The 26,016-nt window shown below is 44.0% G+C and carries 20 protein-coding genes; 14 read left to right on the top strand and 6 right to left on the bottom strand.

From position 1 onward, the window contains the following. Window positions 1–24 precede the first annotated feature (24 nt). From IGJ01_RS10715 to IGJ01_RS10660, 12 genes are all read left to right on the top strand, one after another. Entirely contained in the window at window positions 25–711 is a 687-nt protein-coding gene (locus IGJ01_RS10715; protein ID WP_016613462.1) for a PulJ/GspJ family protein, read from the top strand. After that, on the top strand, window positions 698–2,746 hold the full coding sequence (locus IGJ01_RS10710) for a type II secretion system protein (protein ID WP_430601055.1): 2,049 nt from the start codon (window positions 698–700) through the stop codon (window positions 2,744–2,746). The genes IGJ01_RS10715 and IGJ01_RS10710 overlap by 14 nt, the downstream gene beginning before the upstream one ends. Before the next feature lie 14 nt (window positions 2,747–2,760). Continuing rightward, window positions 2,761–4,335 carry a GspE/PulE family protein gene (locus IGJ01_RS10705; protein WP_244732023.1) on the top strand — a complete coding sequence of 525 codons (1,575 nt, stop codon included), beginning with the start codon at window positions 2,761–2,763 and terminating at the stop codon, window positions 4,333–4,335. A 91-nt stretch (window positions 4,336–4,426) separates the two neighbouring features. Continuing rightward, window positions 4,427–5,737 carry a type IV pilus twitching motility protein PilT gene (locus IGJ01_RS10700; RefSeq protein WP_008378685.1) on the top strand — a complete coding sequence of 437 codons (1,311 nt, stop codon included), beginning with the start codon at window positions 4,427–4,429 and terminating at the stop codon, window positions 5,735–5,737. Between the two features lie 3 nt (window positions 5,738–5,740). After that, window positions 5,741–6,952 carry a type II secretion system F family protein gene (locus tag IGJ01_RS10695; RefSeq protein WP_086332510.1) on the top strand — a complete coding sequence of 404 codons (1,212 nt, stop codon included), beginning with the start codon at window positions 5,741–5,743 and terminating at the stop codon, window positions 6,950–6,952. 75 nt (window positions 6,953–7,027) lie between these two features. Continuing rightward, window positions 7,028–7,552, top strand: coding sequence for a type II secretion system protein (locus IGJ01_RS10690; protein WP_008378681.1), 525 nt, complete (start codon window positions 7,028–7,030; stop codon window positions 7,550–7,552). A 96-nt stretch (window positions 7,553–7,648) separates the two neighbouring features. After that, window positions 7,649–8,401 carry a prepilin peptidase gene (locus IGJ01_RS10685; protein WP_430601054.1) on the top strand — a complete coding sequence of 251 codons (753 nt, stop codon included), beginning with the start codon at window positions 7,649–7,651 and terminating at the stop codon, window positions 8,399–8,401. 108 nt (window positions 8,402–8,509) lie between these two features. Continuing rightward, window positions 8,510–9,556: a type IV pilus biogenesis protein PilM gene (pilM, locus tag IGJ01_RS10680; RefSeq protein WP_430601053.1), complete on the top strand. Its 1,047-nt coding sequence runs from the start codon at window positions 8,510–8,512 to the stop codon at window positions 9,554–9,556. 2 nt (window positions 9,557–9,558) lie between these two features. Then, window positions 9,559–10,182, top strand: a complete 624-nt coding sequence (locus IGJ01_RS10675) for a hypothetical protein (RefSeq protein ID WP_430601052.1) — start codon at window positions 9,559–9,561, stop codon at window positions 10,180–10,182. Beyond that, window positions 10,175–10,801 (top strand): hypothetical protein, encoded by a 627-nt coding sequence (locus tag IGJ01_RS10670; protein ID WP_430601051.1) that lies wholly within the window; start codon window positions 10,175–10,177, stop codon window positions 10,799–10,801. Before IGJ01_RS10675 ends, IGJ01_RS10670 begins: the two co-directional genes overlap by 8 nt. 21 nt (window positions 10,802–10,822) lie before the next feature. Beyond that, entirely contained in the window at window positions 10,823–14,866 is a 4,044-nt protein-coding gene (locus IGJ01_RS10665) for a pectate lyase-like adhesive domain-containing protein (RefSeq protein WP_430601050.1), read from the top strand. Window positions 14,867–15,118: 252 nt separating this feature from the next. Further along, on the top strand, window positions 15,119–15,832 hold the full coding sequence (locus IGJ01_RS10660; RefSeq protein WP_430601049.1) for a demethylmenaquinone methyltransferase: 714 nt from the start codon (window positions 15,119–15,121) through the stop codon (window positions 15,830–15,832). A gap of 97 nt (window positions 15,833–15,929) precedes the next feature. Here IGJ01_RS10660 and IGJ01_RS10655 read toward each other — a convergent pair whose 3' ends face one another. The 5 genes from IGJ01_RS10655 to IGJ01_RS10635 form a co-directional block, all read right to left on the bottom strand. Then, window positions 15,930–17,735, bottom strand: coding sequence for an ABC transporter permease (locus IGJ01_RS10655; RefSeq protein WP_005235129.1), 1,806 nt, complete (start codon window positions 17,733–17,735; stop codon window positions 15,930–15,932). Window positions 17,736–17,748: 13 nt separating this feature from the next. Beyond that, on the bottom strand, window positions 17,749–18,501 hold the full coding sequence (locus IGJ01_RS10650) for an ABC transporter ATP-binding protein (RefSeq protein WP_005235131.1): 753 nt from the start codon (window positions 18,499–18,501) through the stop codon (window positions 17,749–17,751). A 7-nt stretch (window positions 18,502–18,508) separates the two neighbouring features. Further along, window positions 18,509–18,871: a YxeA family protein gene (locus tag IGJ01_RS10645; RefSeq protein WP_005235132.1), complete on the bottom strand. Its 363-nt coding sequence runs from the start codon at window positions 18,869–18,871 to the stop codon at window positions 18,509–18,511. A gap of 168 nt (window positions 18,872–19,039) precedes the next feature. Then, window positions 19,040–19,390, bottom strand: coding sequence for a hypothetical protein (locus IGJ01_RS10640; protein WP_008378669.1), 351 nt, complete (start codon window positions 19,388–19,390; stop codon window positions 19,040–19,042). After that, the gene (locus tag IGJ01_RS10635) at window positions 19,387–20,688 is read right to left on the bottom strand and encodes a DUF1576 domain-containing protein (protein WP_005235137.1); all 1,302 of its coding nucleotides are present in this window, start codon (window positions 20,686–20,688) and stop codon (window positions 19,387–19,389) included. The genes IGJ01_RS10640 and IGJ01_RS10635 overlap by 4 nt, the downstream gene beginning before the upstream one ends. 360 nt (window positions 20,689–21,048) lie before the next feature. Here IGJ01_RS10635 and IGJ01_RS10630 point away from each other — a divergent pair, with 360 nt between their 5' ends. Beyond that, a complete protein-coding gene (locus IGJ01_RS10630) occupies window positions 21,049–22,842 on the top strand; it encodes an oligopeptide ABC transporter substrate-binding protein (protein WP_244731999.1) in 1,794 nt (597 codons plus the stop codon). 311 nt (window positions 22,843–23,153) lie between these two features. Here the strand turns inward: IGJ01_RS10630 and IGJ01_RS10625 are convergent, their stop codons facing one another. Then, a complete protein-coding gene (locus IGJ01_RS10625; RefSeq protein ID WP_244731996.1) occupies window positions 23,154–24,017 on the bottom strand; it encodes an Rgg/GadR/MutR family transcriptional regulator in 864 nt (287 codons plus the stop codon). 1,048 nt (window positions 24,018–25,065) lie between these two features. On the opposite strand from IGJ01_RS10625, the gene IGJ01_RS10620 reads away from it, so the two are divergent. Further along, window positions 25,066–25,908 (top strand): PRD domain-containing protein, encoded by an 843-nt coding sequence (locus IGJ01_RS10620; protein WP_244731993.1) that lies wholly within the window; start codon window positions 25,066–25,068, stop codon window positions 25,906–25,908. Window positions 25,909–26,016 lie beyond the last annotated feature (108 nt).

Genomic DNA, 26,016 nt, shown 5'->3' with positions numbered 1-26,016 from the left:
GGAAGTTGCAAAGGAGGGGCGCAGATGAAGCATCGATTACAGGATGAGCAAGGAATCACGCTTGTCGAATTGTTAGGGGCGATGGTCATATTCGGCATCATCATTGCACTCTTTTCTGGGACACTCTTTTTGATCGTCCAAGCCTCTGTTCGTCAAGGTCGAATTGCTGCCTTTCAAGGGATAGCGAATGAAATCTTGGCGCAAGCAGACCAAATCGCCAAAATTGATGGTATCTATGAACATGCGGGGTATTTAGGAAAATATGATAGTCTTCTTTTCCACGAGGAACATATTGTCAAAACAATGCCCGAAGGAACCTTAGGGGCAACGATTACGGAAGAGGGCAGTCCGCGAATGGTTGTGACGGATATCACAGATACCAACAATATTCGTGCCAGAGTCTATGATACGAAAGATCCTACGATTAAGTTAAAGATCATTCAACAAAAAAATGAGAATGAAGCGACGTTGACCCATCACTATACGCCAAATTATCGCGATACGTTCAGTATCCAGACCAAGTTTTTCGTTTTATTTTACACGGAAACGATCAACTTTGCGGATTATTATGATGATTTGACTGGCTGGTGGCAGATGGAGGAGCTGGTCACTGATTACCACAAGCAGATTATCTATAAACGAGAATTTACGATCAATTATCGTGACAATGAGAAAGCAAGAGGGGGGGTACCCGGGAATGGACGATGGTAGACAAAATGAAGCTGGTTTTGCGCTGATTTATGCCCTCGCGGCGATCATTCTTTCCTATTTGATGATTGGCTTGGTCTTCCTTGTTGCTCGAAATGTCAATTCACAAATTCGAACGATAGATAGCTTCCGTCGAGTGGAAGATGTACACGAATATTCCTTTCAACTCGCTTCTCAGGAGCTAAAACTGAGAATAGATGATTTCATCACTCGAACCATGCAGAATGGCGGCTTCTATTCTAATAATAATGACTGGCAAGACCATCTAGATAACGAATTGAGATTTGTGCTGGACGAAGTCGATGTGAATGAGACCATCGATGATAAATTTTCTTTTACCTCCTCTGTCGTTGACTATGAATATAATGAGATCGCCCCTTATGTAATGACCAAATCTGGTGGGGAGCAAGGATGGATCCAATCCGCCTCGATGCTGCCAGATAAAACCAATCTTCAAATCATTATTCAAATTCAATCGCAAGTCACGGATCAGACGCAATTGGCTGAAGGGCAACCGCGAGTACATACAGCTTCTGCCGAATATATCTATGAAATGCAGCTTGAAGAAGAAGACCTCGAACAAAGACAAACACAGCTGGATATTTGGCGAAACATTTTTTATCCCTATTACTTACCCTCTACAGCAGGGCAAGCTGTATCCGCCGATACTTGGGTTCGAAAATTGTTTGAAGTCGCCGATTTTCAACGCGTACGTCCATCGTTTGATTATCTCGCTTTTGAATCGGATGACTTCTTGCAATTCGGGTTTGCCAACAATGTCCTGCAAGATTTTCAAGACGGCAGATTTTTAGATTTTCGAACAAAGCCGATTCTTAATTGGCTGCATTTCGATGGTTCCTTTTTCTTTAATCATGGGGTCCAGATGGAAGGACAGGGAAGCGGGCAATTTTCGTCAAAAAGTCTGCTTGCGATCCAGAATGATGGCGGACAGCCTAGTAACGGGTTGAACGTGATCAAAGACATCTTCTTGCAAGCCGGTTTAGGAATGTATATCGATTTGGGCAGTCGAGCTGGCAGTCGCTTGGTCCTATCACAAGCATATACGGATATCCTTGCTGGAAACGTATGGATCAACAACACCAATAGTTCGGCTTCGAGAGTTGAGCAAGAAGGGGTTCTCTTTGCTGAAGGCCATCTAAATGTTTCCGTAAATTCACCGGATGCGGGCACTGGGTTAGGCGAATTAAATAGCAATTATTTTAATTTTTATCATCGAGAAGCCACGAAACAGAATCCTGCGGCAGATGGTAGTTTGACGTTTATGAAGCCGTCGATGGTTCTGACGAGCAGCAATTTTTATGCGGGACCAGTCACGGAAGGCTCGATCGTGCATAGTACCGAAGATACGGAACGAAGGATTACTGTTTATGGTGATTTTATGCTGACGAATACGATGATGCCTAGTGGTGGAACGATCGATGATTTCTCGTATTTTCAGAATCAAAATCAATTCACAGTGCCCCATGACCCGTCAAGAATCACATTGGATGGCAGCAATACCATAATGGAGGTTCACGGGCTTTCATTTATCGATGCGCCGAAAACTGCTCGTAGATTGGCATTAGCAGAAGCCGGCAGTTCCGCGGTTTTTGATTCTTATTATGAAGATCCAGCGTATTGGAATCAAATCACCTTAAAAAATGGTGCTCAGCTGATCTTGGGTCATACAGGCGTGGAACCCTTTCATTTAGCTGTGGATAGAGAGTCGACCTTTGTCATGGAAATACTGCCAGATTTGGCATTATTTGACCCGACTTTTTTAGCAACAGGGGCTCATAACCGTCGTCTTGAAGGAACGGTCGTTCTCGTACCTTACTATATGGATGACCAGGTGGAACTAGAAAATCAACTGCAACAATTAGGCGTCAATTATCGCGTCCGCGACTTTGAAAGTCAGGCGCAATCGGGGGAGGTAACGATCCTCAGAAGTTTTTTGGATCGAAACATGTGGTCTGATGATGAAGCATATTTAACCGTTACACGAATGTTTGACTATATCAACAAACTCGATTATTGAAAGGAGGGCGCCAGTTGCCGCAATCAAGTGAAAGAACGCCACGTAGAAAACCTAGAAGGTCTCTCAAAAAGTCAGAGAACACCACAAGTTCAACCACTGCTGAGAAAACACAAACAGGCAACCTGTTTGACTTAGAGATCAGCTCAGAGGTTTTGTCCTTGATCCCCCGCTCGTTTGCCAAACAGCACAGCGTCTTTCCATTAGAAAAAAAAGGCAACCGCTTGACCGTTGCGATGGCAAACCCTGGGGATTATGCGGCGATCAATGAAATGCGTTTGATCACTGGGTTATTGATTCGTCCGCAAAAAGCCCACAATGCCGATATCCAACAACTGATCGTTCGCGATTACCCTTCTGAAATCAGTTTGGATGGCTTGAGCGACTCTCTCGTTGAAACCATCGACCCAGAAGGCGACTCAAAATTAGATGATTCGCCGATTGTCAAATTGGTCAATACCCTGCTGCAAGATGCGGTGGATCGGGGCGCCAGTGATATCCATTTCGATCCCCAAGAAAAAGGATTAGTCGTCCGCTTACGGGTCGATGGGGAGCTTCGTACCCATGAAAACTTGCCTAAGAGTATTCAGACTGGTGTTACTTCACGACTGAAAATCATTTCCTCCTTGGATATCACCGAAACACGTGTGCCACAAGATGGTCGAGCAATGATTCGTAACGGGGGCAACGTGGTTGATTTGCGGGTCTCGGTTTTGCCTGTCATTCATGGGGAGAAAGTCGTGATTCGGGTGTTGGATCGCTCCAGTGGCATTCGGCGCCTAGATGAGTTTCGCTTTGAACCGAAGGTATTGGCGACCTTTAAAGCGATTTTGCATAAACCCCATGGAATCATTCTTGTCACAGGACCGACAGGATCAGGGAAATCATCTTCCTTGTATGCGGCGCTGCAAGAGTTGAACACGCCGGAGATCAATATTATCACCGTCGAAGACCCAGTAGAGTTTCAGCTGCAAGGTATCAACCAAGTGGCAGTCAACAGCAATGTCGGTTTGACCTTTTCCGCTGGGTTACGGTCGATCTTGCGACAAGACCCCAATGTCGTGATGGTGGGAGAGATTCGAGATGGCGAAACGGCGGAGATTGCGATTCGGGCTTCCATGACCGGGCACTTGGTATTATCCACCCTGCATACCAATGATTCCGTCAGCACCATCAATCGCTTAGTCGACATGGGGGTAGAACCGTTTCTGGTCGCTAATGCGTTAGAAGGCATCTTAGCTCAACGGCTCGTCCGAACCCTTTGTTCTTCTTGTAAGACAGTAGGACCAGCCAGCGACAAGGACAAGCAGTTATTTGAATCCTATGGCATCACGGTTACGGAACTGGCACAGCCTGTGGGCTGTCCAAAGTGTGGCAATACGGGATTCAAAGGGCGAATGGCCGTCCAAGAGCTGTTGACGATCGATGCCAAGCTGCGTCGTATGATCACGAACAAAGCGACTAACGACCAGCTGATGGATTATGTTCAGGAACGAAAGATGCGCTTTTTGTTGGATGATGGGTTAGACAAAGTGCAACAAGGCTTTTCCACCATCGAAGAAGTCTTGAAGGTGGTCGCCGCAGAAGAGTGAGGCACGGATTGATTTATCGGTGATCTAGGGATCACCGAAGAACTACATACATTGTTTTAAAAGGAAATGCACATAGAAAGGGGCTGGTTTAATGGATCAAACGAGAGTGGCAACACAAGAGCGAGCAACCAAAAGGGCGACGAGAGAAAAAACAGCTCCGACCCGTACCCGCATTCGGGAAAATCGTGAACTGAGAGAAAAAAAACGTGCCCACAGTCGCCAGAGCGATCAAGACCGATCTGTCTCGACGCGGGAGATCATTCAAAAAGCAGAACGGCAAGCAGTGACAAAAACGACGACTGCCAGCAGTACACAGGGCGTCAATCGCAACGAAGCGGCGCAATTTGCTGCCATGTCACCTAAAGAGCGGATCGATCATTGGTTGATGATCGCCGTCGAACAAAAAGCATCGGATATCCATTTAGTCGAAGGCGTACCGCCGATTTTTCGTCGCCACGGCGACTTGCTACCGATCGAAGGGGTTCCGACCATCGACACCAAGGACATCGAAGCCATTGCCGAAATCCTTTGCAACCAACGGCAATGGGAGGAATTCAAGGGAAAAGGCGAGACCGACTTGGCCTACGAACTAGGCGACATCTGTCGCTTTCGGGTCAATATTTTCCGCCAAAAAGATACCGTTTCGATCGCCTTGCGGCAGATCCCCATCGAGATCCCGAAGCTAAGCAAACTCGGTATGCCGACCGTCTTGCGGACTCTGATCCATAAAAGCCAAGGCTTGTTCTTAGTTACAGGGCCGACCGGTTCAGGGAAATCAACGACACTGGCTGCGATGCTGGACTATTTGAATGATACCAAAAAGACGCATATTTTGACGTTGGAAGACCCGATTGAGTACATCCATAACCACAAAAAAAGCATCGTTGCCCAGCGCGAAGTCGGCAGCGACACCATGTCCTTTGGCAATGGCTTACGAGCTGCCCTGCGTCAAGATCCAGACGTCATCTTAGTAGGGGAGCTACGAGATTTTGAAACAATCTCGATTGCTTTGACGGCAGCGGAAACGGGACACTTGGTATTAGGAACCTTGCATACGTCAAGTGCCCCAGCGACTATTGAACGGATCGTCGATGTCTTTCCTGCCGATCAGCAGACTCAGATTCGTACACAGCTTGCTGGCGCATTACTAGGGATCTTGTCCCAGCGCTTGCTGCCAACGATCGATGGCAACGGACGGGTAGCAGCAACCGAGATGATGCTCAATACCCGAGGGATCGCCAGCTTGATCCGTCAAGGGAAAACCCACCAGATCCATAATATGCTGCAGATGGGAAAAAACGAAGGCATGCATACCATGAGCGCTTCTTTAGAAGAACTCGTTGCTGCGGAACGGGTCGATGCCGATGTGGCAGATAACTTAATGGAGGAAGGGGGCGAATAGCCGATGGCACTCTTTGCCTATCAAGGCACCAATGTCCGTGGCGAAACGTTTTCTGGCAGCTTGCGTGCCAATTCCTCCGTTGAAGCCCGCCAAAAGCTGCGCCAAAAGCATATCAAAGTCAACAGTTTGATCGAACAGCCAGAAACCTTGGCGAATAAAGAGATTCAACTCTTTACAAAAGTTTCGTTAAAACTGCTGGTAGGGTATTTGCGCCAGTTTTCGACATTGATCGCTTCGGGGATCACGATTGTTGATGCCTCACGAATGCTGGAAGAGCAACAAAAAAACCCGAATTTCAAGAAAATTCTTGGCGAAGTTCGGGATGAGATTGATAGCGGACGCCCGCTCTCAGAAGCCTACAAAGATCATCCCAATGCCTTTCCGACACTTCTGACCAGTGTCATCGCTGTTTCGGAGATGTCTGGATCACTGGAAGGAAATTTGAAGGATATGGCGGATTACTATGAAAAAAGCGCCGAAAACCGCAGCGGGATCGTCACAGCGATGGTCTATCCGATTATTTTAGTGATTTTAACCTTTATCGTGGGGATCATTTTATTGGTGATGATCGTACCGATGTTCGTGGAAGTATTTGAAGGATTTGATGCCGATCTGCCGACGATCACCGTCGCAACGATGGCGATCAGCGAGTTCCTTCAGTCCAGAGGATGGGTTTTAGCCGTCTTGATCGTCGGATTTTTCGTCGGACTGTGGATCGCGCGACGCAATCCAACCTTTGATTTCGCTTTTCAAAGTTTTCTATTACGCATTCCACTGGTGGGCGATATGATCACCAAGAATAGTTTTTCACTATTTATGACAACCATGTCGACACTGCTCAGCAGCTCTGTCGGTATGGTGACCGCCTTGAATATGAGTCGGGATGTCGTTGCCAATAAATACATCAAGCGAATCATCGATAACTGTGCCTTTCAAATTGAAGAAGGTGGCAAGATGAGCGATGTCTTTCGCGGCAACATGATGGTTCCGATGTTAGTGACCCAGATGGTCGAGATTGGCGAAAGTACTGGTTCCCTTGAGGACATGCTGAAACGATTGAGTATCATCTATCAAAAAGAAGTTGATGAAACCAGTAAGCGACTGAAAACGATCATGGAACCGATTGTCATCTTGATAATCTGTGTGATCGTTGGCTTGATCGTTGCGGCGATCATGATCCCGATGTTCGATTTATTCGGTGCGATCCAAGGGTAATGAATTTTGGTATTATCAAGCCACCTAGACGGCTTGTTTAATATATATGGAAGAAACAGGAGGAGTAAACACACTATGATTGATGCAATTTTAGCAGAAGAAACAACAGACAATCGATTGAATAAATTATTGAAAGACGAGCGCGGCCTCTCCTTGGTCGAGTTGCTGGCAGTAGTCGTTATCTTAGCGATCATCGCTGGGATCGGGGTTATTGCGATTGGGAACGTGATTCAAAATGCTCGAGAAGATGCAGTTGTTTCTGATATTCAACAAGCTTTCTCAGCAGCAGTGCTCTATCAATCAACTAATAGCAACTTGAATGACGGGACAGCTAACGCGGTTTTAGATTTTACCTTAGAAGATGTAATGGATGATGGATTACTAAACAGTACATCATGGGAAGATACTGATAATGTTATGTTTTATATCGGATCAACAGGTGCTTTAACAATGTATGCTCCAGCTGGCGTTTTAAAGGCTGGACAAGAAAATAGCAACGAGATAGGTGTTCTCGGTACTGGGTTAACACAAAATCAAATCAATGGTTTAACTCGAGAGTATGTATTTGGAGATCCTCAACCAGCTCCTCCACCGTTATAAGATATTAATTTTTTTAGGAAACTAAAAACACCTCAAGTCACTAACCTGACCTAAGGTGTACGGCAACTCAACCCCCCAGGAAAAAAGGAGTTTTTTATGAACGAAATTTTGCAACAGATCCCAATGGGCCTAATCATTGGTTATCTTTTCATCATAGGAATGTGTCTAGGTTCTTTTTTCCTAGTGGTTGGTTGGCGGGTTCCCAAAAAGGAATCCCTGCTGACTCGCTCGCACTGTGATGACTGCCAACAGACATTAGGTGCAAGGGACCTCATTCCAGTTTTATCATACCTTATTTTAAAAGGCAAGTGCCGTAAGTGTCAAAAAAAGATCCCGCTGATTGCTTTTCTTTATGAAGTGTTGATCGGCATGCTATTTACGGGTACGACCTTGCTGTTTTGGGGCACTGCTGAAGTGATTGCCGCTTGGTGTTTATTAGCCTTATTAGCCATTATTTCTGCCAGCGACATCTTCTATCAGCTGATCCCCAATAAAGTGTTAGCCACTTTTTTCGCCGGAGGGATCGGTTTACGGTTGATCCAACCGCAAAATGAATTTTGGTGGTATTGGCTCGTTGGCTTCTTTGCTGGCTTCTTGCCATTGTATCTCTTAGCGGAGCTCAGTAAAAAAGGCATGGGTGGCGGCGATATCAAATTATTTGCCGTCTTAGGTGTGTATATCGGCCCAGTGCAAGTCTTGACGGTTTTATTTGTCGCTTCTTGCTTGGCAGTGATCTTTTACGTGATCCAAATGCTACGGGGCAAAGTCAAAAGCCGCTACATTGCTTTTGGTCCCTTTATCGCCATTGCTACCGGCATGGTTTATCTTGGCAGCGGCTGGTTCCTTTGAATTGGGTTGCTGACCTTGGCGTTTGCTTGATTTGCTAAGCAAGCGTTGTACATAGAAATAACGTTGGTTCCTTCATATAAAACCAACAAGAAGAAAGCAGGTCCTCGTATGTTTGGCAAAAAAACAATTCCCCGCTTAGTAGGGATCGACATCCAAAAAAACTGCATCCGTTACTGTACCAAAAAAGGTGACCGTCTCAAATACGGCGAGCTGGTTGTGAATGGTACGATTTTTAAAGATGATAAGCTGCGCAATCCTGATAGTCTTGAAGCCGCCTTCAATGAGATTGCCAAACGCTTGGGATTACGCACGATGAGTGTGGTGATCACGGCACTAAATTCTCGTCTGCTGATCAAACAGATCCCAATCGGCAAGATGAACTCGGAAAAAGAGATTCGCGAGTACTTGTATTTTGAATTGGGGGAGTCCATCTCCTTGCCTTTTGAAAACCCGATTTTTGATCTACTGATCCTAGGTAAAGGCAACAAGGAAAAAGCACCAAAAGCACAAAAGAAAAAAGCCAGCAAGAAGGAAGAGAAAGCAGAACCGCAAGCTGTGGTCATCCAGCGGAATCGGTTTACCATCAATGGCAATGTGCCAGTCGTGGTCACATCAGAGCCGATTTTGATTCAACTCGGCGACACATTGAAAAAAGGCGGCCATCAGTTGATGGGCGTCGATTGCAGTTTTCTGGCGTATAGTCGTATGTTTCAGCGACAGATCAACTGGAGTGAAAATTTCGTGCTGGTCGAGTTAGATGCTGGCATCGCCAATATCACCTTTTTTGAAGAATTGGTGCCGACTTACCTGCAGTATGAAGATTATAATCAAGCCAACTGGAAATATATTGAAAAAGCCCAATCTGTGCAAGTGAACTTTAGGGAAAGTGCGGAGATCCAAGCACTGGAAGGGTTAGCAGAAACCCTGAATTCGGTGATTGCTTACTATTATCAGGAAATCTCGCCTGATTGTGAATTGAAAAAAATCTACTTAGTCGGCGGTCATCCAATGCTGCGGAAAGAAGTCCAAGAAATATTTCATGAGGTGTCTTCTTTGCCGGTCAAAACGATTTCCGCAAAAGTAAGTGAAACCAGCAAGAAAAAAATTCCCGACCGCTATATCTTGGCTGCGGGATTAGCGACGAAAGAGGTGTAACCATGAACATCAATCTATTGCCTAATAAATTTATCCGTAATCGGGCGTTTGAAGTCATTCTTTCGGTTTCGCTTCTCCTTTCGTTAGTAGTCGTTGGGGTTTGTGGGTTAGGCTTTTGGTATTATCAAAGGCTGGTGACCAATAATCAAAGCAGTATCATGTCTAGTCAAGCAGAGCGCATCGTTTTCCAGCGCCAGTTAGAAGAGATGCTGGCATCAAAATCACAAGAGCTACAAGAATTCATCGTCCTGCAAAAGCAAGAGAAATATTTCACAGCGCCTATTATGGAAACCTTTGAGGAGGTGGCATCAGGGATCGATGTGACCATCAATTCGTATAATTTGCTGCTAAATGGTGAGGGGACAATGTCCGAAACAGCCCAAGACGGCACACCATTGTTTCCTTCGGTGAACTTGGCGGTCCAAGGAGATGTTTATGAAAGTCTGATTCGCCTTAAATCGGCTTTTGAAGCAATTGATTGGGTACATCATGTGACTTATCAATCTTTTTCTCATAGTTCAACGCCGCAAGATGGGCGCATCACTGTCTACCTCTCACGAATCGCTGCACCACAAGTGATCAGTGAAGAGAGCGAAGAGGAAAGCGAGGTGGAAGCGGATGAGTAAAGTCTTTTTCTCCAAAAAACACATCATCATCTCCGCGGTAATTGCGCTAGTTCTCGCTACCTCAGTACTCATTTTCTGGCTATTTTTACTGAATCCCAAACGTGCTGAAGGGATCGAATTGGCTCAGGAATTAGCTGGGATCGAAGCTGAGATCCGCGACATTCAGGAACAGCTAGTCTACCTGCAAGGGGAACCAGACCTTCTTTCCTCAGAGACGGTCAATGAGGTGCCAATCATTCCCAATGGTATGGCGATCGAGTATTATTTTACCGATCTCGCTGCCCTTGAAACGGAATTGCCGATCACGATTTTGCAATCGACCTTTAATGAAGAGATGCTTTACCCTACACCAGAACAACTGGCGGATCAGACCGGTGACAATCCTTTGGCTACGCAATTTCGGGTCACAAGGATCGGCTTTGACCTCCTGAGTGAGACGAATGAAGGAATCGTGCGTTTTATTGATCGGATGGAAAACCTGAATCGCTTTTTAAAAGTGGAATCAGTCGAATATCGGCAAGGAAGTAATACGTCAGGAGCAGATGCGTTTTCGGCAAGTGTCGTTATCAAGCTGTATTATCTATCGAGCTTTGAAACGGGACAAGAACTGTTGGAGTAATCAAAGGAAAGGGGTGGCTAGATGAAATCATTTACTGTTCTGGCGACTGTCTCGAAAATCAAATTGGCTACCGCTGCATTAGGGGGCTTTATCGTAATTTCTGTCTTGTATGCGGTCTTTGCTATCCATGGTGGCAATTCCTATGAAGTGTCCGGTCACTTTGACCCAGAAACAGGACAATATGTAGTGACGATCGAATCGGAACAAGCCGCAGGCGAGACGCTTTTCTTGATGGCGAATCATGAAGCGCTGGTGTCATTAGAAATGTTTGAAATGCTTGAGCTTGAGGAAGCGACCTTGCATCCAGCTGAACAAGAGGGTGTTTATGGTGTGGCAATCGAAGTGGCGCCTACGGAAGAAACGTTGTCCTTGGCATTACCGGTCTCTTTAGGAGAAGAAGACGCCATCGAATTTGTTCTTAAACGGGGAAACCGAACGCTGCAAAAAATCGCTCCGCCTTCACTCGAGGAACGACATGCCTTGCGATTGGAAGCCGACAAGGCTGTAGAAGAAGCAGCCTTGCTTGACATTCAGCAGCAGGAAACCAATGAGTCAGCGGCAGTCGAACTACTTTCAGAACGGGCGATGCAAGGAGAGCGTGCCGAAGTTTCGGACTATCAAGAGCTGCGGGCTGCTTTTAGTGATTCCTCGATCTCTGAAATCGTGTTTCTCGCTGACATTACCGCTGATTATACGAATGAGGCCAACAATCGCTTAACTGCGTTGAATCGTTCGGTGTCTATCGATGGGAATGGCTTTACCTTAACCACACCGAAGCGTTTCAACACGAACGGGACACCAAACTATAGCACGAATCCTACTGGACGTTTCTTTGAACTGACGACTACCCATGATCGTCAACCAGCGGTCTTTGAGTTAAAAAATATGACGATCGATTTTCAGGGGAACAATCTAGGATTAAACGCGTTGATCTATCAACAATCGCTGGCAGCTTCGGCTTTTTGGACGATCAAAATAGAAAATATCGAGGCAAAAAGTGGTGTGCTAGAGGGAAGTACGGGCAATGATTTCCTTTATTTGCAGCAAGGAAATCTCGAGATTCGAGGAACGTTCCATTGGGTGGCTCACAAGAATCCAACCGCAGGTACTAATAATGATAATGGCAGCTTTAATGTCAAAAGTGTCTTGATCACGGATGAGGCGGATGTCAAGATCTCAAATACTCGGCCAATTTTTCGACTTCATCCAAATAACAACAACATTTCAACCTCGTTTCGAGTCAATAAGGGTTCCAAAGTAGATCTCTATAGTGTCCAGTGGCAAGCAATTTGGGCAAATCTCGAAGGACGTACTAACGAGGTGATTTTTGAAGTGGATGGAGAAGGTACCGTCTTAAATGCCTCCTCACAAATGGACTTAGCGGGAGCAAACGGTGCAATCATTTCCCTGATTGGACGTCGGGATGAGACGCAAAATAAGTTTTCTCGTACCATTATTTCTGGTGGGGCGGTCGTAAACTCCTATTCTAGAGCCCCCAGTCCCACGAATGGTGTACCGAAAGGAACCACTGCTTTTGTCAATCAAATCTCTAAAGCGGGATCGACCACCAAACTCGGCGGCAATGTGACGGTAACTGGGGAAGGGTCGCAATTTAATTTGTTTGGCGAAGGTCAACATCATGAGTATGGTTCAGTTATGCGGTTTCGCTTAGTAGGGGAACAGACTTTTCTGCTTGCCGACCAAGGGAAAATGAATATCGTCAAATACCATGGCAATGCGGCTGCAGTGCGGATGTACGGGCGGAACAACGAGTTCTATGTGGAGTCAGCCGGTCAGTTGAATATCTTTAACCATGCCGGCACCAGGACTGCGGCAGATGATGGCATCTATATTGATGAAGCAGGCTTTGCCGTATTCGATCAATACAATGATGAAGAACGAGAATTTGACCCATCTGCTGATTCCACCATTACTGCCAGTAATGGCTCAGATACGGCTGGTCGACAAGGCATTCAATTTCCTCTTGATGGCAGTGGAACTTCGGTTTTTCATGCACAAGGTGAAAACAGTCGAATCCATATCTATGCACATCGTGGACCTGCTGTTTGGATGCAAGGCGGAGAAGCCGAGTTCTTAGCTGGAAAAGACGCGACCTTTCGAATGGAAGGTCGGACCCTAGGTGCAAATAATGGAATAATCAGTTCGGTTGCCAGAAGCAATTTTGTGATTGATGAACCACTGTTTTATGACTTCCGAAATAATCGTCCGAATGGCGGACAAGCTTTTTCTAATTCGAACCGTAACAGTACCTTTATGTCTAATCGTGTTGGACTAGCGGTTTGGGAAAAGCGCAACGACGTGAATCTAGATGGTGATCCGGACAATTTCTGGAATCCACTGAGCTATCAACTAGGCAATGTCAATTTTGCACAAATCGTTAGTCCGCAGCCGGGAGAGCCTTTTTCAAATGAATTCAACAGTACGACTTTTAGGGGCGGGAATGCCTATACGCGATTTTCTGCCAATAATTATCCGCCAATGATCCAGCACTTAGTGACCCCGACCAATGCCGACAAAACCTTTTATGCCAAAGCGGTCGTTCCGTATGAATACACGGGGGCGATTCGCGATGCCTGGGATGATGAGGTCTGGGTGGAAGTTGCTTTGAAGGACGAAGCAGGCAACCAGCTTGAAACGCAATGGCTTTCCTCCAAATCAACTGTCGATGTTTTTGGTGAGGTGCATAATGGTGTGATCGCATGGACGCGGGACGACTTTTTCAAGACAGGTCAACGTTTTGAAGTGCTGCGTGCCCACCGAGGATTAGACCCCACGATGGAGGATGTTGACGATTCGATTTTCATTCATGCAACAGAAGAGAGTATTGCCGCTTTGCCTGATGCGGTCGTCGTGGATGTACGACCACCGACTGGTCTGCAAGTGGCAGAGGATCAGGTCTTTAATGAACGGACGACAACAGTTTCGGGGATCATGGATTTTCATTCTCCGCAAGACGACCAGCCAAAAGAGCGCGTCGCCATTTATGCGAGTACCGCGCAAGGATTGATCCGTGATGCTTCAGGTGACCCATATGTCATTACGCTTGATGCCGAACAAGGCAACTCCGTGCCATGGCAGTATCAATTACCACGTCGCCTTGATCCTGAAGAGGATGTGTATATCGAATTTTACGCGAAAGATTTTGCAAATGATCGTTACGACGATTTCGTAGGAACGTTACCAGATACGACCACGACGGAACCCAATGGTCAGTTGGGGAGCACGAATCCGTCCGCCAGCGATTATGAGGACTATTTAGGGTATCGTGATGCCATTGGCGATGAACGTTTCCCACCAGCGCTCTCCTTTGAAGTCACCAGTATTCGACCTTCTGACCCATCGATTACGTTGCGAGTACCGCAAAGCTTTGATCGTGATGAAGAAGGCAATCCGATTATCACCGTCGGCAATCAATTGATCTTGCGGACGATCGTAGAAAGCAACGATGCGCGAAATTCTGGGAAAGACGATATTGAGAATGCTGTCGTGACACTAGATATCTCGCCGAATTTATTGACGTTCTTAAATGTCGATGCGCTCGTGTACCAAGACAATATAGCCTCGTCTAGTCTTTCTGGCGATCGTATCACGATCCACTTAGAACGACCAATCGCACCGGGGGATCGCATGGAATGGAACTTGACTGCTCGAGTGGATGAACAGGCAGCTGCTGGTAATGTTCTGACCCCGGTAACGATCAACGGTAGAGTTTCGGGGAATCAGCCAGAGACGGAAAACATTTTGATAGGGGAAGACAGTCTCACGCTTCAGACCGGCACACGCGCTGTCACTGGTGAGTTGATCAACCTTGCTGTTCATAACAATCAGCTGCAAATTTTTTATTCCAATCTTAGTACCTTTGACGTCTATATGGATGGCACCTTTTATCGAACATACAACGTGCAACAAAGACCCGTAACGGATTCTGTCACCCTTGACATTCCTGTTCATGACATCCGTAATTTGATTTCTGTGCGCTACAAAGATGAAAATGGCGCAGACCGTGTTTCTTATTGGAACAATATCTGGGACTTCATCGATTAAACGTGAACAACCTTTTTTAAAACAAACAGAAGAAGAACAGTCTTTCACTGCTGGATCCGCTTGTTGCTGACCGAATTGCCTTGGTCAACAAGCGGGGAGCTATGTAGGAAAGACTGTTTTTTTGTGGGGAAATGACTGGAGGAAAAGCCGAAAGCAGGGTTTTTGTTCCGCAGGTTTTTTCGTGCTAGACTAAAAAGCAGAAGCACGTGAAGCAACAGCAAAACGAAGGGAACAAAGAAAGGACGTGCCGCAATGGCAACAACAGCCAAAGAAACCAAAGTACATGATGTATTTGAATCGATCGCTTCCCGTTATGATCGAATGAACGGTATTATCTCCTTTCAGCTCCACAAACGGTGGCGCAAGGACACCATGAAACGGATGGCAGTACCAATGGGTGCGGAGATATTAGATTTATGCTGCGGGACCGGGGATTGGGCGTTTGCTTTAAATGAAGCGGTCGGTCCGACGGGGCAAGTGACCGGCGTTGATTTTAGCGAAGAAATGTTAACGGTTGCCAAAGCAAAGGCACAGAAAAAGCAACAAACGCAGATCCAGTGGCAGAACGGCAATGCGATGGCATTAAGTTTTCCAGACGCGCACTTTGATTATGTGACGATCGGGTTCGGGTTGAGAAATGTCGCGGATCGCCAACATGTCTTGGCGGAAATCCATCGGGTGCTGCGCCCAGACGGGAAAATCGTTTGTCTCGAAACATCACAGCCCACACTGATCGGCTGGCGGCAACTGTTTACTTTTTATTTTCACCATGTCATGCCGTTATTTGGCAAATTGTTCGCCAAAAGCTATCAAGAATATTCCTGGCTCCAGGAGTCTGCGCGGGATTTTCCTGACAAGGAGGCATTGAAACGGGAGTTTCAGGCAGCTGGCTTTGATGTGTTGCAAGTCAAAAGCTATGCAGGAGGTGCGGCGGCGATGCATATGGGCGTTAAACCTCAAAGCTAACGGCGTTTTTTTTCGATAGAAGAGCGACGAAATGAAAGAGACCATCAAGCGGATTGATGGTCTCTTTGCGTTGAGCAATTCAGAAAGTCTGTACGAGTTATTTTTTGTTTGGTCGTAAAACGATGTTGGTGTATAACCAGATGGTCACCACGTAATAAATGGCATAGAGAGCAATAAAGATGCCAAAGGGCAGCCATAGATCGTGGTACGGATCGATCATCAATGTTGTGAACATTTGTAATCCGAACAAGACATGGATCATCCCTAAGATACCAGGAACTAGGAAGAGCACACCAATCTCTTTGCGGATCGATCCTTTCAATAAGCTAGTCCGGGTTCCGATTTTTTTCAACATCGTATAGCGTTGAATGTCGCTGTTGGCCCCAGAAAGAATTTTAAACATCAAGCAGCTTGCTAACATCGTCAAGAAGGCGATCCCCAAGAAAAAGCCCATAAATTCAAAACCGGAGAAGAGACCATTATACGTGTCATAGACGAAGACCCGTTGCGAAAAATTCGTATCGGCAGTTTCAGTAGTATTGGTTTCTTGGTTTGTTTGCGCCAATTCATGTAATGCATCGTAACTTGCTTGAAAGTCTTTGACTTGCACCATTCGCAAGCTGGATTCAGGGGCATTGATTGTGTCAAAAGCGGTTTGATCGACAACTTGGATCTCTTTGCCTCGTTGTTCTGGCAAGAGGTAGCTACGCAATTGGTCCTGCGCGGTGATGTCTTTGGCTAATTGGTCTCCCGACAGCTTGTTGTAGGTAACGTCGATACTCAACTGATTCGTACTGGTGCTGAGCAAGTTGTTCTTGTTGAATTGATCTTTATTGTAATAAAGGGTGTCGTCTGTTTCCTTCAGACTATAAGTGACATCAAGAGTCGGCTTTAAGGCTGCAACTTTTTCGTCAGAAGCATTTTGGGCATTATTCAAATACAAGTCATAAGGGGCAACGGATTTTGCCATAATTGGGATCTCGTTTTTGAAGCCCAGACCAACAGTCAAAGCACCTAATGCTAGAGCAAAGAGCATGGCTACCATCGATAGCATCTGCGTATAATCACGAATCCGAAAGCTTAGCTGAGACAAGGTGAAATTGTTTAACCTTTTCAAAGCAATGGCATCGGTCCTCTTCAGCAAAGATAAAATCGTGATGATCACGGAACGAAAGACAAGGTAGGTCCCTAAAATAATAGTAACTAGGGCAACACCGATCCCCACTAATTGGAATTTCATCAAGTCGCTCATCATATAATAACCGACTGCTAAAGAACAAATCCCTAAGACAGTTTGCAAAAAGAGCATGAAAGGACGTTGCTTGACTTGCGCCGGAGTGCTGGTTTCTCGTAACAAGGCTAAAATTGATTTCTTGGCAATTGCCCGTGCATTAAAGATAGCAGCGATCAAAAAGAGAATCGAGAAGAATGCAAGTGTCACGACTAATGCTTGTAGATTAAAGGCCGCATAATGGCTGATCTGTAAATTTAATTGGTTCACTAGTAAGGTATTGACACCACTGGCTAATCCAATACCTAGTAAAGAACCAACAGCAGTGGCGGCGATCCCGACCAAGAATGTTTCAATGAAAATCATTTGGGCGATCTTACGTCCTTTGGCTCCTAGCATCATAAACATGGCATAGTCTTTTTGCCGCATCGCCATTAAGAAAGAATTGGCGTATAAAATGTAGGCAAAGGTGATGATCCCCAATAAGACAGAACCAAAGCGAAAGATAAAGACCACCATACTGATGATCGAGTTGCTTTTTAAAAAGGCTTCATTGCTGGCCATTGATTCGAACATATAGAAGATGGCTGAGGCCATGACTAAACCAGAAAAGAGGACGATATAATCCTTCAACCGGCCTTTGATTCCGGTAAGTGATAATTTCCAAAGCATGTGTTCTTCCTCCTTATTGTTCCAAGTTTCCTAGAATGACAAGGATCTTGCGGTAAAATTCTTCCCGGCTTTGATCCTCACGTTTCACTTCTTGATGGATCTTCCCGTCCTTGATAAATAAAATACGTTGGCAATAGCTGGCAGAAAGGGGATCATGAGTGACCAATAAAATCGATACTTGGTCATTGGTATTCAAGTCGTCCATCATATTTAATAAGTCTTTGGCACTTTTTGAATCCAAGGCACCTGTCGGTTCATCTGCAAAAAGAATCGTTGGTTCCGTGATCAAGGCTCGAGCGGCTGCCACCCGTTGTTTTTGTCCACCTGAGATTGCTGCCGGATAGTTGTCGAGGATATGCGTGATAGACAAACGTTCTGCGACTCGTTTGATCCGTTGTTGGATGATCTTTGGTTTGACCCCTTGTAAAGAAAGGGGCACCGCAATGTTTTCAGAAGCTGTTAAGTTTTCTAGGAGATTGAAATCTTGGAAGATGAAGCCAATTTCACGGCTGCGAAAATCTGCCAAGGCATCGCCTTTTAGTTTGGTGATGTCGCTGTTGTTGATGCGGATCGTACCTTTGGTTGGATGATCCAAGGTTGAAAGAATGTTCAACAAGGTAGACTTACCGGAGCCTGAAGCTCCCATGATTCCGATAAATTCACCTTTTTCAATATCAAAGCTGATGCCTTTCAAGGCTTCGGTTTGTTTTTCGTTGGCTTTTCCGTAAACTTTAGTAAGTTCACTTGCTTGAATAATTTTTTCCATGATTAAGTTACGCTCCTTTTAATTGAGTTAGTGCTTTTGCGGGAATGTCTTTTTCTTTGACCTCTTCATAGCTGGTCACGCCTTTTTTCTCATTCCAAGTAAGTTTCAAATAGGCTTCTTTACGCAAAGGCCGCTCTTGGAAACCATTGAAATCAAGGGTTTTGCTTTTGCCATTTTCGTCATAAGCCGGTAGTTCATAGTGGTATTGAGTATAGACATTGCCACTGTCATCTTTAGAAGTCGTCTTTTCGCCATCTGTCGTGATTTGGACATAATAGCTGTCGCCCCCCATGATGACTGATTCAGCAATTTGCAATGCACCAAATCCCACAAGCACGACAACTGCTAGTCCAATCAAAAATTTTTTCATAAATAGGTCACCTCGTTTTTTATTATGATGAAAGTATAACGCTAGTTTTCTGAAAAGGAGTGTGAAAAATCTATCAATAAACTTTCAATTTTGTCACGAGGAACGAACAAAAAAACGTTTCTGAATTGTGTGATCCACAAATCAGAAACGTCGTTTGCTTGTTACTCTTCAGTCATATTTTTTGCGAAACAGTTCAACGACTAGTTGTCCCTCATCATACATAATGGCGGCTTCATCGATCATTAATCCCAATAAATAGTAATCTTTTTCTTCATGGATCGTTTGATGACCGCCCAACAGTTCAACGTAATAGTTTTCCAAGGTACTGTCTCTTGGTGTATTGAGCATGTTGATAAAATGTTCTAGATCAGAGGGCTGTTCAGGGAAAGGGCCCTGCACGACTGCTTTGAAACCTTCTGCTTCAAAGGCCATCTCGCTCGTTATCTTTTGACAGTCATGGGACAAAAAGTAGGTGACTACTTCATCGACGATTCGTCGTGCCCGTTCTTTTTCAATCATTTTTTTCGCCGCCTTCTGATTTGTTGGTATTCATCTAACAATGGTACCATTGCCGCCGCGACAAATCCACTGGAAAAACCGTTATTGTATAAGTTCAATCCTCCATGTAAATAAGTGATATTTGTGACCAGTGCTGCATGGACGATGCCTGCTAAGATACCAGCTACAGGACCATAATACCCACTGATCGGAGCTAAACTTGTTCCAAAGATCGCTGTCAGTAATAAGCTGAAGGTGGATACATCAGAAGTCAAACCGACTTTGGTGGCTAAAACCACCCCAATCATCACGGGCAAACTATTTTTCCAATGGTTTCCAAAGGCACTGAAACCAATCACGGTCAATACAGCCCCTAAAAGTGGACCGGAAAGCTCGCCTTGCAGAAGGAAAATAAAGACTAACATCAAGAGCCCCATCATTGCCATGTTCATCATGGTGATTCCTAGTGAAAAAATTGTGACATAATCGGTCATCAGTTTACCAGAAGTTTTAAAAAGATCCGTTAAACCTTTTATCGATCGTTTATTTAAAAAATAACCAATAAAAAACAAGAAAAAACAAAGGATGAGCAAGAAAGCCGTCAGATAATAGTGATAGTCAGTCGTCAATTGCTTGTTCGAATAGACTTCCATGTCGAATAATCGTAAAAAGCTAGTGAAAAACATGGTGATAATACCGGTGGCAAAGCCAATATTGTACAAAGAAAATCCTTGATGGAATTGTAAAAATTGTGCTGCCAGTGGAGGGAGTGTTAAGCCAATCAAAATGCCGATTCCATAACCTAACGCGATTCCTAGGGGCAAAGGTAAGCCTAAGCCAAATGCTAAGTAACTAATGACGGGTGAGGCAGCACTACCAAATAAAGCGACAAGTGAGTACTGGGTTGAGGGCCGTTGCTGTATGTAAGAGTATAGATAGACACCCAAGGGAATGGGGATTGAGTTAAAGATGTTTTTTCCAAAAAAAGAAAAGCCGGATATGGTAAAGAAAGCGGCGATCATCGGACCACTAATAATGGTTCCTTGCTTTTTAGCAAGCAGGATACTAATCAAAGTCAATAAGCCGCTATTCAAAAAGGCGCTTCCGAGATTGCCGATTGCAAAATAATCAGAAATCAAATTGCTAGGGGCATTCAAAATAGCCAACGATCCTTGCCACAATGCCTGAGGCGGCGAGGTGAACAAGCCGAGTAGAATCAACACACAGCTGTAAGCCAGAAGCAACCGCTGAGTTAAGAGCTGTGAGATCGGTGCAAAAGGTTTCGATTTCGTTTGTAAGAAAATTCGTTTGTCTGACATAGTTTCACTGAACGCTCCTTTTTTTCATAGTATCACATCTTTTCTCGTCTAAGAAGGTTTTTTTGACAGTTTCCACAAGGCGTTTTTCGAAAAATATGAGAGAAAAGGAACGTCATAAAAGAAAAACTTAAGGATATTTGAAAAAAAGCAATAGCGATTTATCAATGATTTTCGTCTTATTTTCAATAATTTCATAGATTGATGAAATTATTGACGGAAAGATTTTTGAGAAAATTGTTATAATTTAGTTAATCTCGTTCAGATTTTCTAATAAAAAAGCCATTTTAAGATAAAAAAACTGTTTGCTTGGTTTTTTTATCAGTGAATCACAAATGAGGGGATTTAATAAGGAGGAAGAGTATGAAGAAAACGAAGTTTGGCATGATTACTTTATTGGCAGCGCTTGTTTTAGGGGCTTGCGGACAAAGTAACGGAGGTGGAACAGGTTCGACAGATACAGGAGAGTCGTCATCAGACGCTGCAGCATCAGATATCGGTACTATGCCATTGGCAGTAGTGAACGATGGTGAAGTAATGGATGGCGGTACATTGGATGTGGCAGTCGTCATGGATACTCAATTCCAAGGATTGTTCCAATGGGAGTTCTACCAAGATACTTATGACAATGATTTTATGTTACCAAGTCATGAACAGCTCTTTTTAAGAGATGCAGATTTCAAAATCATTGATGGCGGAGCGGCTGATCTTGATTTAGATATCGAGAATAATATTGCAACGATCACGCTACGAGATGACTTGAAATGGTCAGACGGGGAAGAGGTCACAGCTGAAGACGTTATTTTCTCTTACGAAGTTATTGGACATCAAGATTATACCGGTATTCGTTATGACAACACCTTTACCAATGTAGTCGGTATGGAAGAATATCACAACGGAGATTCAGATACGATTTCTGGAATCACCGCTGTCAGCGATAAAGTAGTTGAAATTGAATTTAAAGAAATGCATCCAGGAATGATGCAACTAGGTGGCGGTGTGTGGTATTCTGCATTACCAAAACATACTTTTGAAGGTATTGAAGTGGCAGATATGGAATCTAGTGATCCCGTTCGAAGCAACCCAATTGGCTTTGGTCCTTATCAAATGAGTAACATCGTTCCAGGTGAGACAGTGGAATATATTCCAAATGAGCATTATTATGGTGATACTCCGCCGTTAGACAAAATCGTTATGCGTGGCGTTCCTTCCGCATCGATCAACGAAGCGTTGAATGCGAAACAATATGATCTTGCACTAAAAATGCCTACTGATACTTATGATTCCTATGCGGATACTGACGGATACCAAATTTTAGGCCGTCCAGAACAATCGTATACGTACCTTGGCTTCAAATTGGGTACTTGGAATGAAGAAACAAATAGTGTGGAATACAATCCAGATGCAAAAATGGCAAATAAAGCCTTGCGCCAAGCGATGGGCTATGCTGTAGACAATGATGCAATTGGCGAGCGTTTCTATTATGGTTTGCGCTCAAATGCTAGCACTCTGATCCCACCTGTTTATGGCTCATTGCACAACTCAGAACTTGAAGGATACCATTTAGATTTAGATAGAGCCAATCAATTATTAGATGATGCAGGCTTTATCGACGTTGATGGCGATGGCTTCCGGGAAGATCCAGATGGCAACAAATTAACCATCAATTTTGCTTCAATGGCAGGTGGAGAAACTGCACAGCCGTTGGCGGATTACTATGTACAGCAATGGCAAGAAATCGGTTTAGATGTTCAATACTCAACAGGACGGTTGATCGACTTCCAAGCATTCTACGACAAGCTGAAAAATGATGATCCAGATATCGATGTTTATTTAGCTGCTTGGGGAACAGGGTCTGATCCTTCACCGACCGGTCTATGGGGACCAAATTCTGCCTTCAACTACACTCGTTATGAGTCTGAGCGCAATACAGAATTGTTAGCAGCCATCGATTCAAATGATTCCTTCGATGAAGAAAAACGCAAAGAAGCATTTGATGCATGGCAAGAATATGTGTTAGAAGAAGCGTTTGGAATTCCAACATTGTACCGTAACCAAGTATTGCCGGTCTCTGATCGTGTCGCAAACTTTACATGGGCATATGATGCCGATCATAATCCATGGGCACGAATTGGTGTAACTTCAGAATCTCGCTAATCGATTTGTTGAATCACTGAAATCAAAAGAGAACAACGCTTTTGTCGTTTTCTGAAAAGCCAGCTCAGTTTACTTCTATAGTTAACCGGAGGGATGAGTTGTGTAAAATCAAATCTGGGTCAGGATAAACCAGATACGTTTTAAGATTTTAGCCCGAAAACCAGTTAGGTCTACGCACCTAACTGGTTTTTTGTGTACAAGTTAGGCTAGCATTTGACTGAAAAACGCCTGTCCTTCAATAAGCAGACAGGCGTTTACGAAAAAGATAGATCATGTTTGTAAGGATATAGGATGATTCAAAGGGAAGAATGTTAAAGGGAGATATTCGTCACAGTATGAATCAAGTTTTGCAGGTCATTTTTATGGTTCTGGTAACCGGCTTGTTCGATAACGATTAAGCTGTTTCTTAACACTTCTTTGTTTAATTGAGAAGATTGCAAATAGGAGTAAATTTCTTGATACAAGACTTGATGGATTTTCAAATAAAAATACAGAGGTGTATTAGGCAAGGGATGAGACAAAAGCAGAAACTTGTTAAGCAGATAGGAATCCTTACTTTCACTGGCAAAGGCGCAGCCATTTAAGATCACAACACTTAACAAATTTGCATAAAAGGGATCATTGGCATAGCGAAGAATTTTTTTGATCCCATGATCTAAATAGTAACTGATGGTTTCTTGGTCGAAAATAAATAACAAATTTGAGAATAAGTTCAACTCAAAGCGCCCCCAGGTTTCGATATCAAACAAGTATTGCTTTACCAGTTCAACTTCTTGGGTGTAAGCTCCTCGATTCATCAGAAATGATTCACGGTTGTGCAGCAGCAGGCCTTGGACATACAAAGAATAATAAAAAAAATTTTGTGTCTCAAAGTAGCGTTCCTCAAGGCTAGTCAAGTAGTCGATAGTCAGTGTTCGATCATAATATCGGGTATAGAAATCTTGCACCAGCTGACGTTTCTGACCAGTGGCTTCGCTGTCGATCAACAGACTGAACTCATGAACCGTGATATTCATTTTGTCTAAGTAGTCAAACAAGGTTTGTGAAGAGAGATTTGTTTTGCGATTTTCGAAAGAAGAAAGGGTGGTGCGAGAGGAAATACCTTCGGCAAGCTTGGCTTGCGAGATTTTGCGATCTGTGCGCAGTTTCTTGATTAAAGAGCCTTGCTGTTTCATGGGGGACCTCCTTAATTGTGACGCATTTCTGAACAATGTGATTTTAATAACATGTTATCAAATATAATAGGGTATAGCAAATAATAAAGGAGGTCGTTTTTCATGGAATTTGAACCATTTGGTCCTTGGGAAATCAACCCATTTAAAAACTAGTACAGGCTTTCATTTAGATACTTGTCATTGAAGGATCAGTGACAGATTGATAAATGAAATTTAGTTTACGTCCTGCTTTTTTCGCGGCGAACTGCGAACATTCTAAGCAGGAAAGAGAAGATCTTGAAGAATCGAAAGGTTATTTGGTTGATTCCCCCACTCAAAGAGACCTTTTCGTTTGTGGAAGTCATGAAACGCATGAATCGCGCAAGGTGGTCAGTCCCGTTGAATGTCTGTCATGCACCAGACCTTCCCCAATTTTCTGATTCTTTGTGATTGATCGTCTTTCAAGCATCATACTTCCAGCTATGACCGTAATGCACGAAGATTACGGTTTTTTTGTGGTCTTATTGTGCTACACAGTAAACCGTGTATTTCAAGTGAACTAAAAGACCAAAGCTAGAAAAGAAATTCAGTGAGAACGATAGTGAAAAATAGTCAAAAACAAAAAAAGAAAAACGTTTGCAAAAAAAGTGTTGACATTTTTTCTCAGAATGAGTACTATTATCTCAACGGAACACGAGAGTGTTCTCATTACTGGATTCGTTACTGTTCGGCAGGCAAGACCAGAGGAAAAAAGTGCATTGATTACCCAAAGTTTCTTGGGTTGTACACTTTTTTGCTTTGGTCTTCTTTTTTTGCTCCATTATTTCTATTCGCTAAAAAAGAACCGGTTCCAAGGTAAGGTCCAGTCATTGATCATCAAAGGAGGGGAGAAGTAAAACGCAATGAAGTGCCAGCTAGGTTTGACGATATCCTGCAGTACTGCCTGGAGCAGACATTCACCTCGTCACTTAATGGCAAGTCAGAGAAAGAAAAAAATACAAGACCTTCTGCATAGACGTCAAACGATGCAAAGCTGTGTATGCGCTATGCTGATCAAGGAGGATCGTTCGTGAAGATTATCAAGAGGATCAACAACAATGTTGTACTTTCAAAAGAAGATGAAGTTGAAGTGATCCTAATGGGAAAAGGGATCGGCTTTCAAACGAAACCGGGTGACCTGATTCCGGCTGAGCGAATCGAAAAAAAATACTACCCAGAAGATGACTTGACAGTGGAACATATGTCGAAAGTCATGACGAAGGCTGACGAGAAACAAATGGCCGTCATTTATGAAATCGTGCGTCTTTTTCGGGAAAGTGTTGGAAACGATTTCAATCCAAACGTTTATTTCACACTGATGGATCATATCTTGTTTGCCATCAGTCGTCAAAAGCAAGAAATTGTTTTGACCAATCCCATGCATTGGGAAATCAAGAAAATCTATGCCAAGGAATATGCGGTCAGTGTCCAAGCGGTCGAGTTGATCCGCAAAGAGCTGTATCCCGATTTTTCGCAAGAAGAAGCTGCGTTTATCACTTTGCATTTCGTCAATGCGCAAATTGAAAAAAGCGCCAATCAAAGTGCCTATGAGCACACCGAGTTGACCAACAATATTTTACGGATCGTTAAGTATAGTATGAACATCGAGTACGATGAGAATTCTTCCTACTTCCAACGGTTTGTGACCCACATTCGCTATTATTTAATTCGACAAAGTCAAGAAAAAGAAGAGCCAGTATTGGCTAATCCGATGATTGCCTTGGCTTTCAGCAGCTATCCGAAAGAAAAAGAAACCGCAGATTCGATCAAAGAATACTTATTTGAACAAAAGGGCTGGCATGTCAACGATATGGAATTGATGTATTTGATTCTGCATATCGGTAACTTAGCCGCTCACTCAAAATTAACCTAAGAATGGAAATGGATTCGTTACAGTTCGGCTGGCAAGACCTGCACTTTCTTACAATACTCGTTGAGGAGACCCGTCTCGTTTTTTATGGGTGATACTCCTGCTTGTTTA

It is taken from the genome of Enterococcus sp. AZ089 (assembly GCF_050547225.1).
In the GTDB taxonomy this organism is placed as follows: domain Bacteria; phylum Bacillota; class Bacilli; order Lactobacillales; family Enterococcaceae; genus Enterococcus_D; species Enterococcus_D entomosocium.
This window is presented reverse-complemented; position numbering and strand designations above follow the sequence as displayed.

What these genes read in the sequence shown, in the direction of transcription:
- pilM (WP_430601053.1), top strand. Translation starts at nt 8,510, where the DNA reads ATGTTTGGCAAAAAAACAATTCCCCGCTTAGTAGGGATCGACATCCAA.
- IGJ01_RS10710 (WP_430601055.1), top strand. Translation starts at nt 698, where the DNA reads ATGGACGATGGTAGACAAAATGAAGCTGGTTTTGCGCTGATTTATGCC.
- IGJ01_RS10640 (WP_008378669.1), bottom strand. Translation starts at nt 19,390, where the DNA reads ATGATTGAAAAAGAACGGGCACGACGAATCGTCGATGAAGTAGTCACC.
- IGJ01_RS10625 (WP_244731996.1), bottom strand. Translation starts at nt 24,017, where the DNA reads ATGAAACAGCAAGGCTCTTTAATCAAGAAACTGCGCACAGATCGCAAA.
- IGJ01_RS10655 (WP_005235129.1), bottom strand. Translation starts at nt 17,735, where the DNA reads ATGCTTTGGAAATTATCACTTACCGGAATCAAAGGCCGGTTGAAGGAT.
- IGJ01_RS10665 (WP_430601050.1), top strand. Translation starts at nt 10,823, where the DNA reads ATGAAATCATTTACTGTTCTGGCGACTGTCTCGAAAATCAAATTGGCT.
- IGJ01_RS10660 (WP_430601049.1), top strand. Translation starts at nt 15,119, where the DNA reads ATGGCAACAACAGCCAAAGAAACCAAAGTACATGATGTATTTGAATCG.
- IGJ01_RS10685 (WP_430601054.1), top strand. Translation starts at nt 7,649, where the DNA reads ATGAACGAAATTTTGCAACAGATCCCAATGGGCCTAATCATTGGTTAT.
- IGJ01_RS10650 (WP_005235131.1), bottom strand. Translation starts at nt 18,501, where the DNA reads ATGGAAAAAATTATTCAAGCAAGTGAACTTACTAAAGTTTACGGAAAA.
- IGJ01_RS10630 (WP_244731999.1), top strand. Translation starts at nt 21,049, where the DNA reads ATGAAGAAAACGAAGTTTGGCATGATTACTTTATTGGCAGCGCTTGTT.
- IGJ01_RS10715 (WP_016613462.1), top strand. Translation starts at nt 25, where the DNA reads ATGAAGCATCGATTACAGGATGAGCAAGGAATCACGCTTGTCGAATTG.
- IGJ01_RS10670 (WP_430601051.1), top strand. Translation starts at nt 10,175, where the DNA reads ATGAGTAAAGTCTTTTTCTCCAAAAAACACATCATCATCTCCGCGGTA.
- IGJ01_RS10695 (WP_086332510.1), top strand. Translation starts at nt 5,741, where the DNA reads ATGGCACTCTTTGCCTATCAAGGCACCAATGTCCGTGGCGAAACGTTT.
- IGJ01_RS10645 (WP_005235132.1), bottom strand. Translation starts at nt 18,871, where the DNA reads ATGAAAAAATTTTTGATTGGACTAGCAGTTGTCGTGCTTGTGGGATTT.
- IGJ01_RS10635 (WP_005235137.1), bottom strand. Translation starts at nt 20,688, where the DNA reads ATGTCAGACAAACGAATTTTCTTACAAACGAAATCGAAACCTTTTGCA.
- IGJ01_RS10700 (WP_008378685.1), top strand. Translation starts at nt 4,427, where the DNA reads ATGGATCAAACGAGAGTGGCAACACAAGAGCGAGCAACCAAAAGGGCG.
- IGJ01_RS10675 (WP_430601052.1), top strand. Translation starts at nt 9,559, where the DNA reads ATGAACATCAATCTATTGCCTAATAAATTTATCCGTAATCGGGCGTTT.
- IGJ01_RS10690 (WP_008378681.1), top strand. Translation starts at nt 7,028, where the DNA reads ATGATTGATGCAATTTTAGCAGAAGAAACAACAGACAATCGATTGAAT.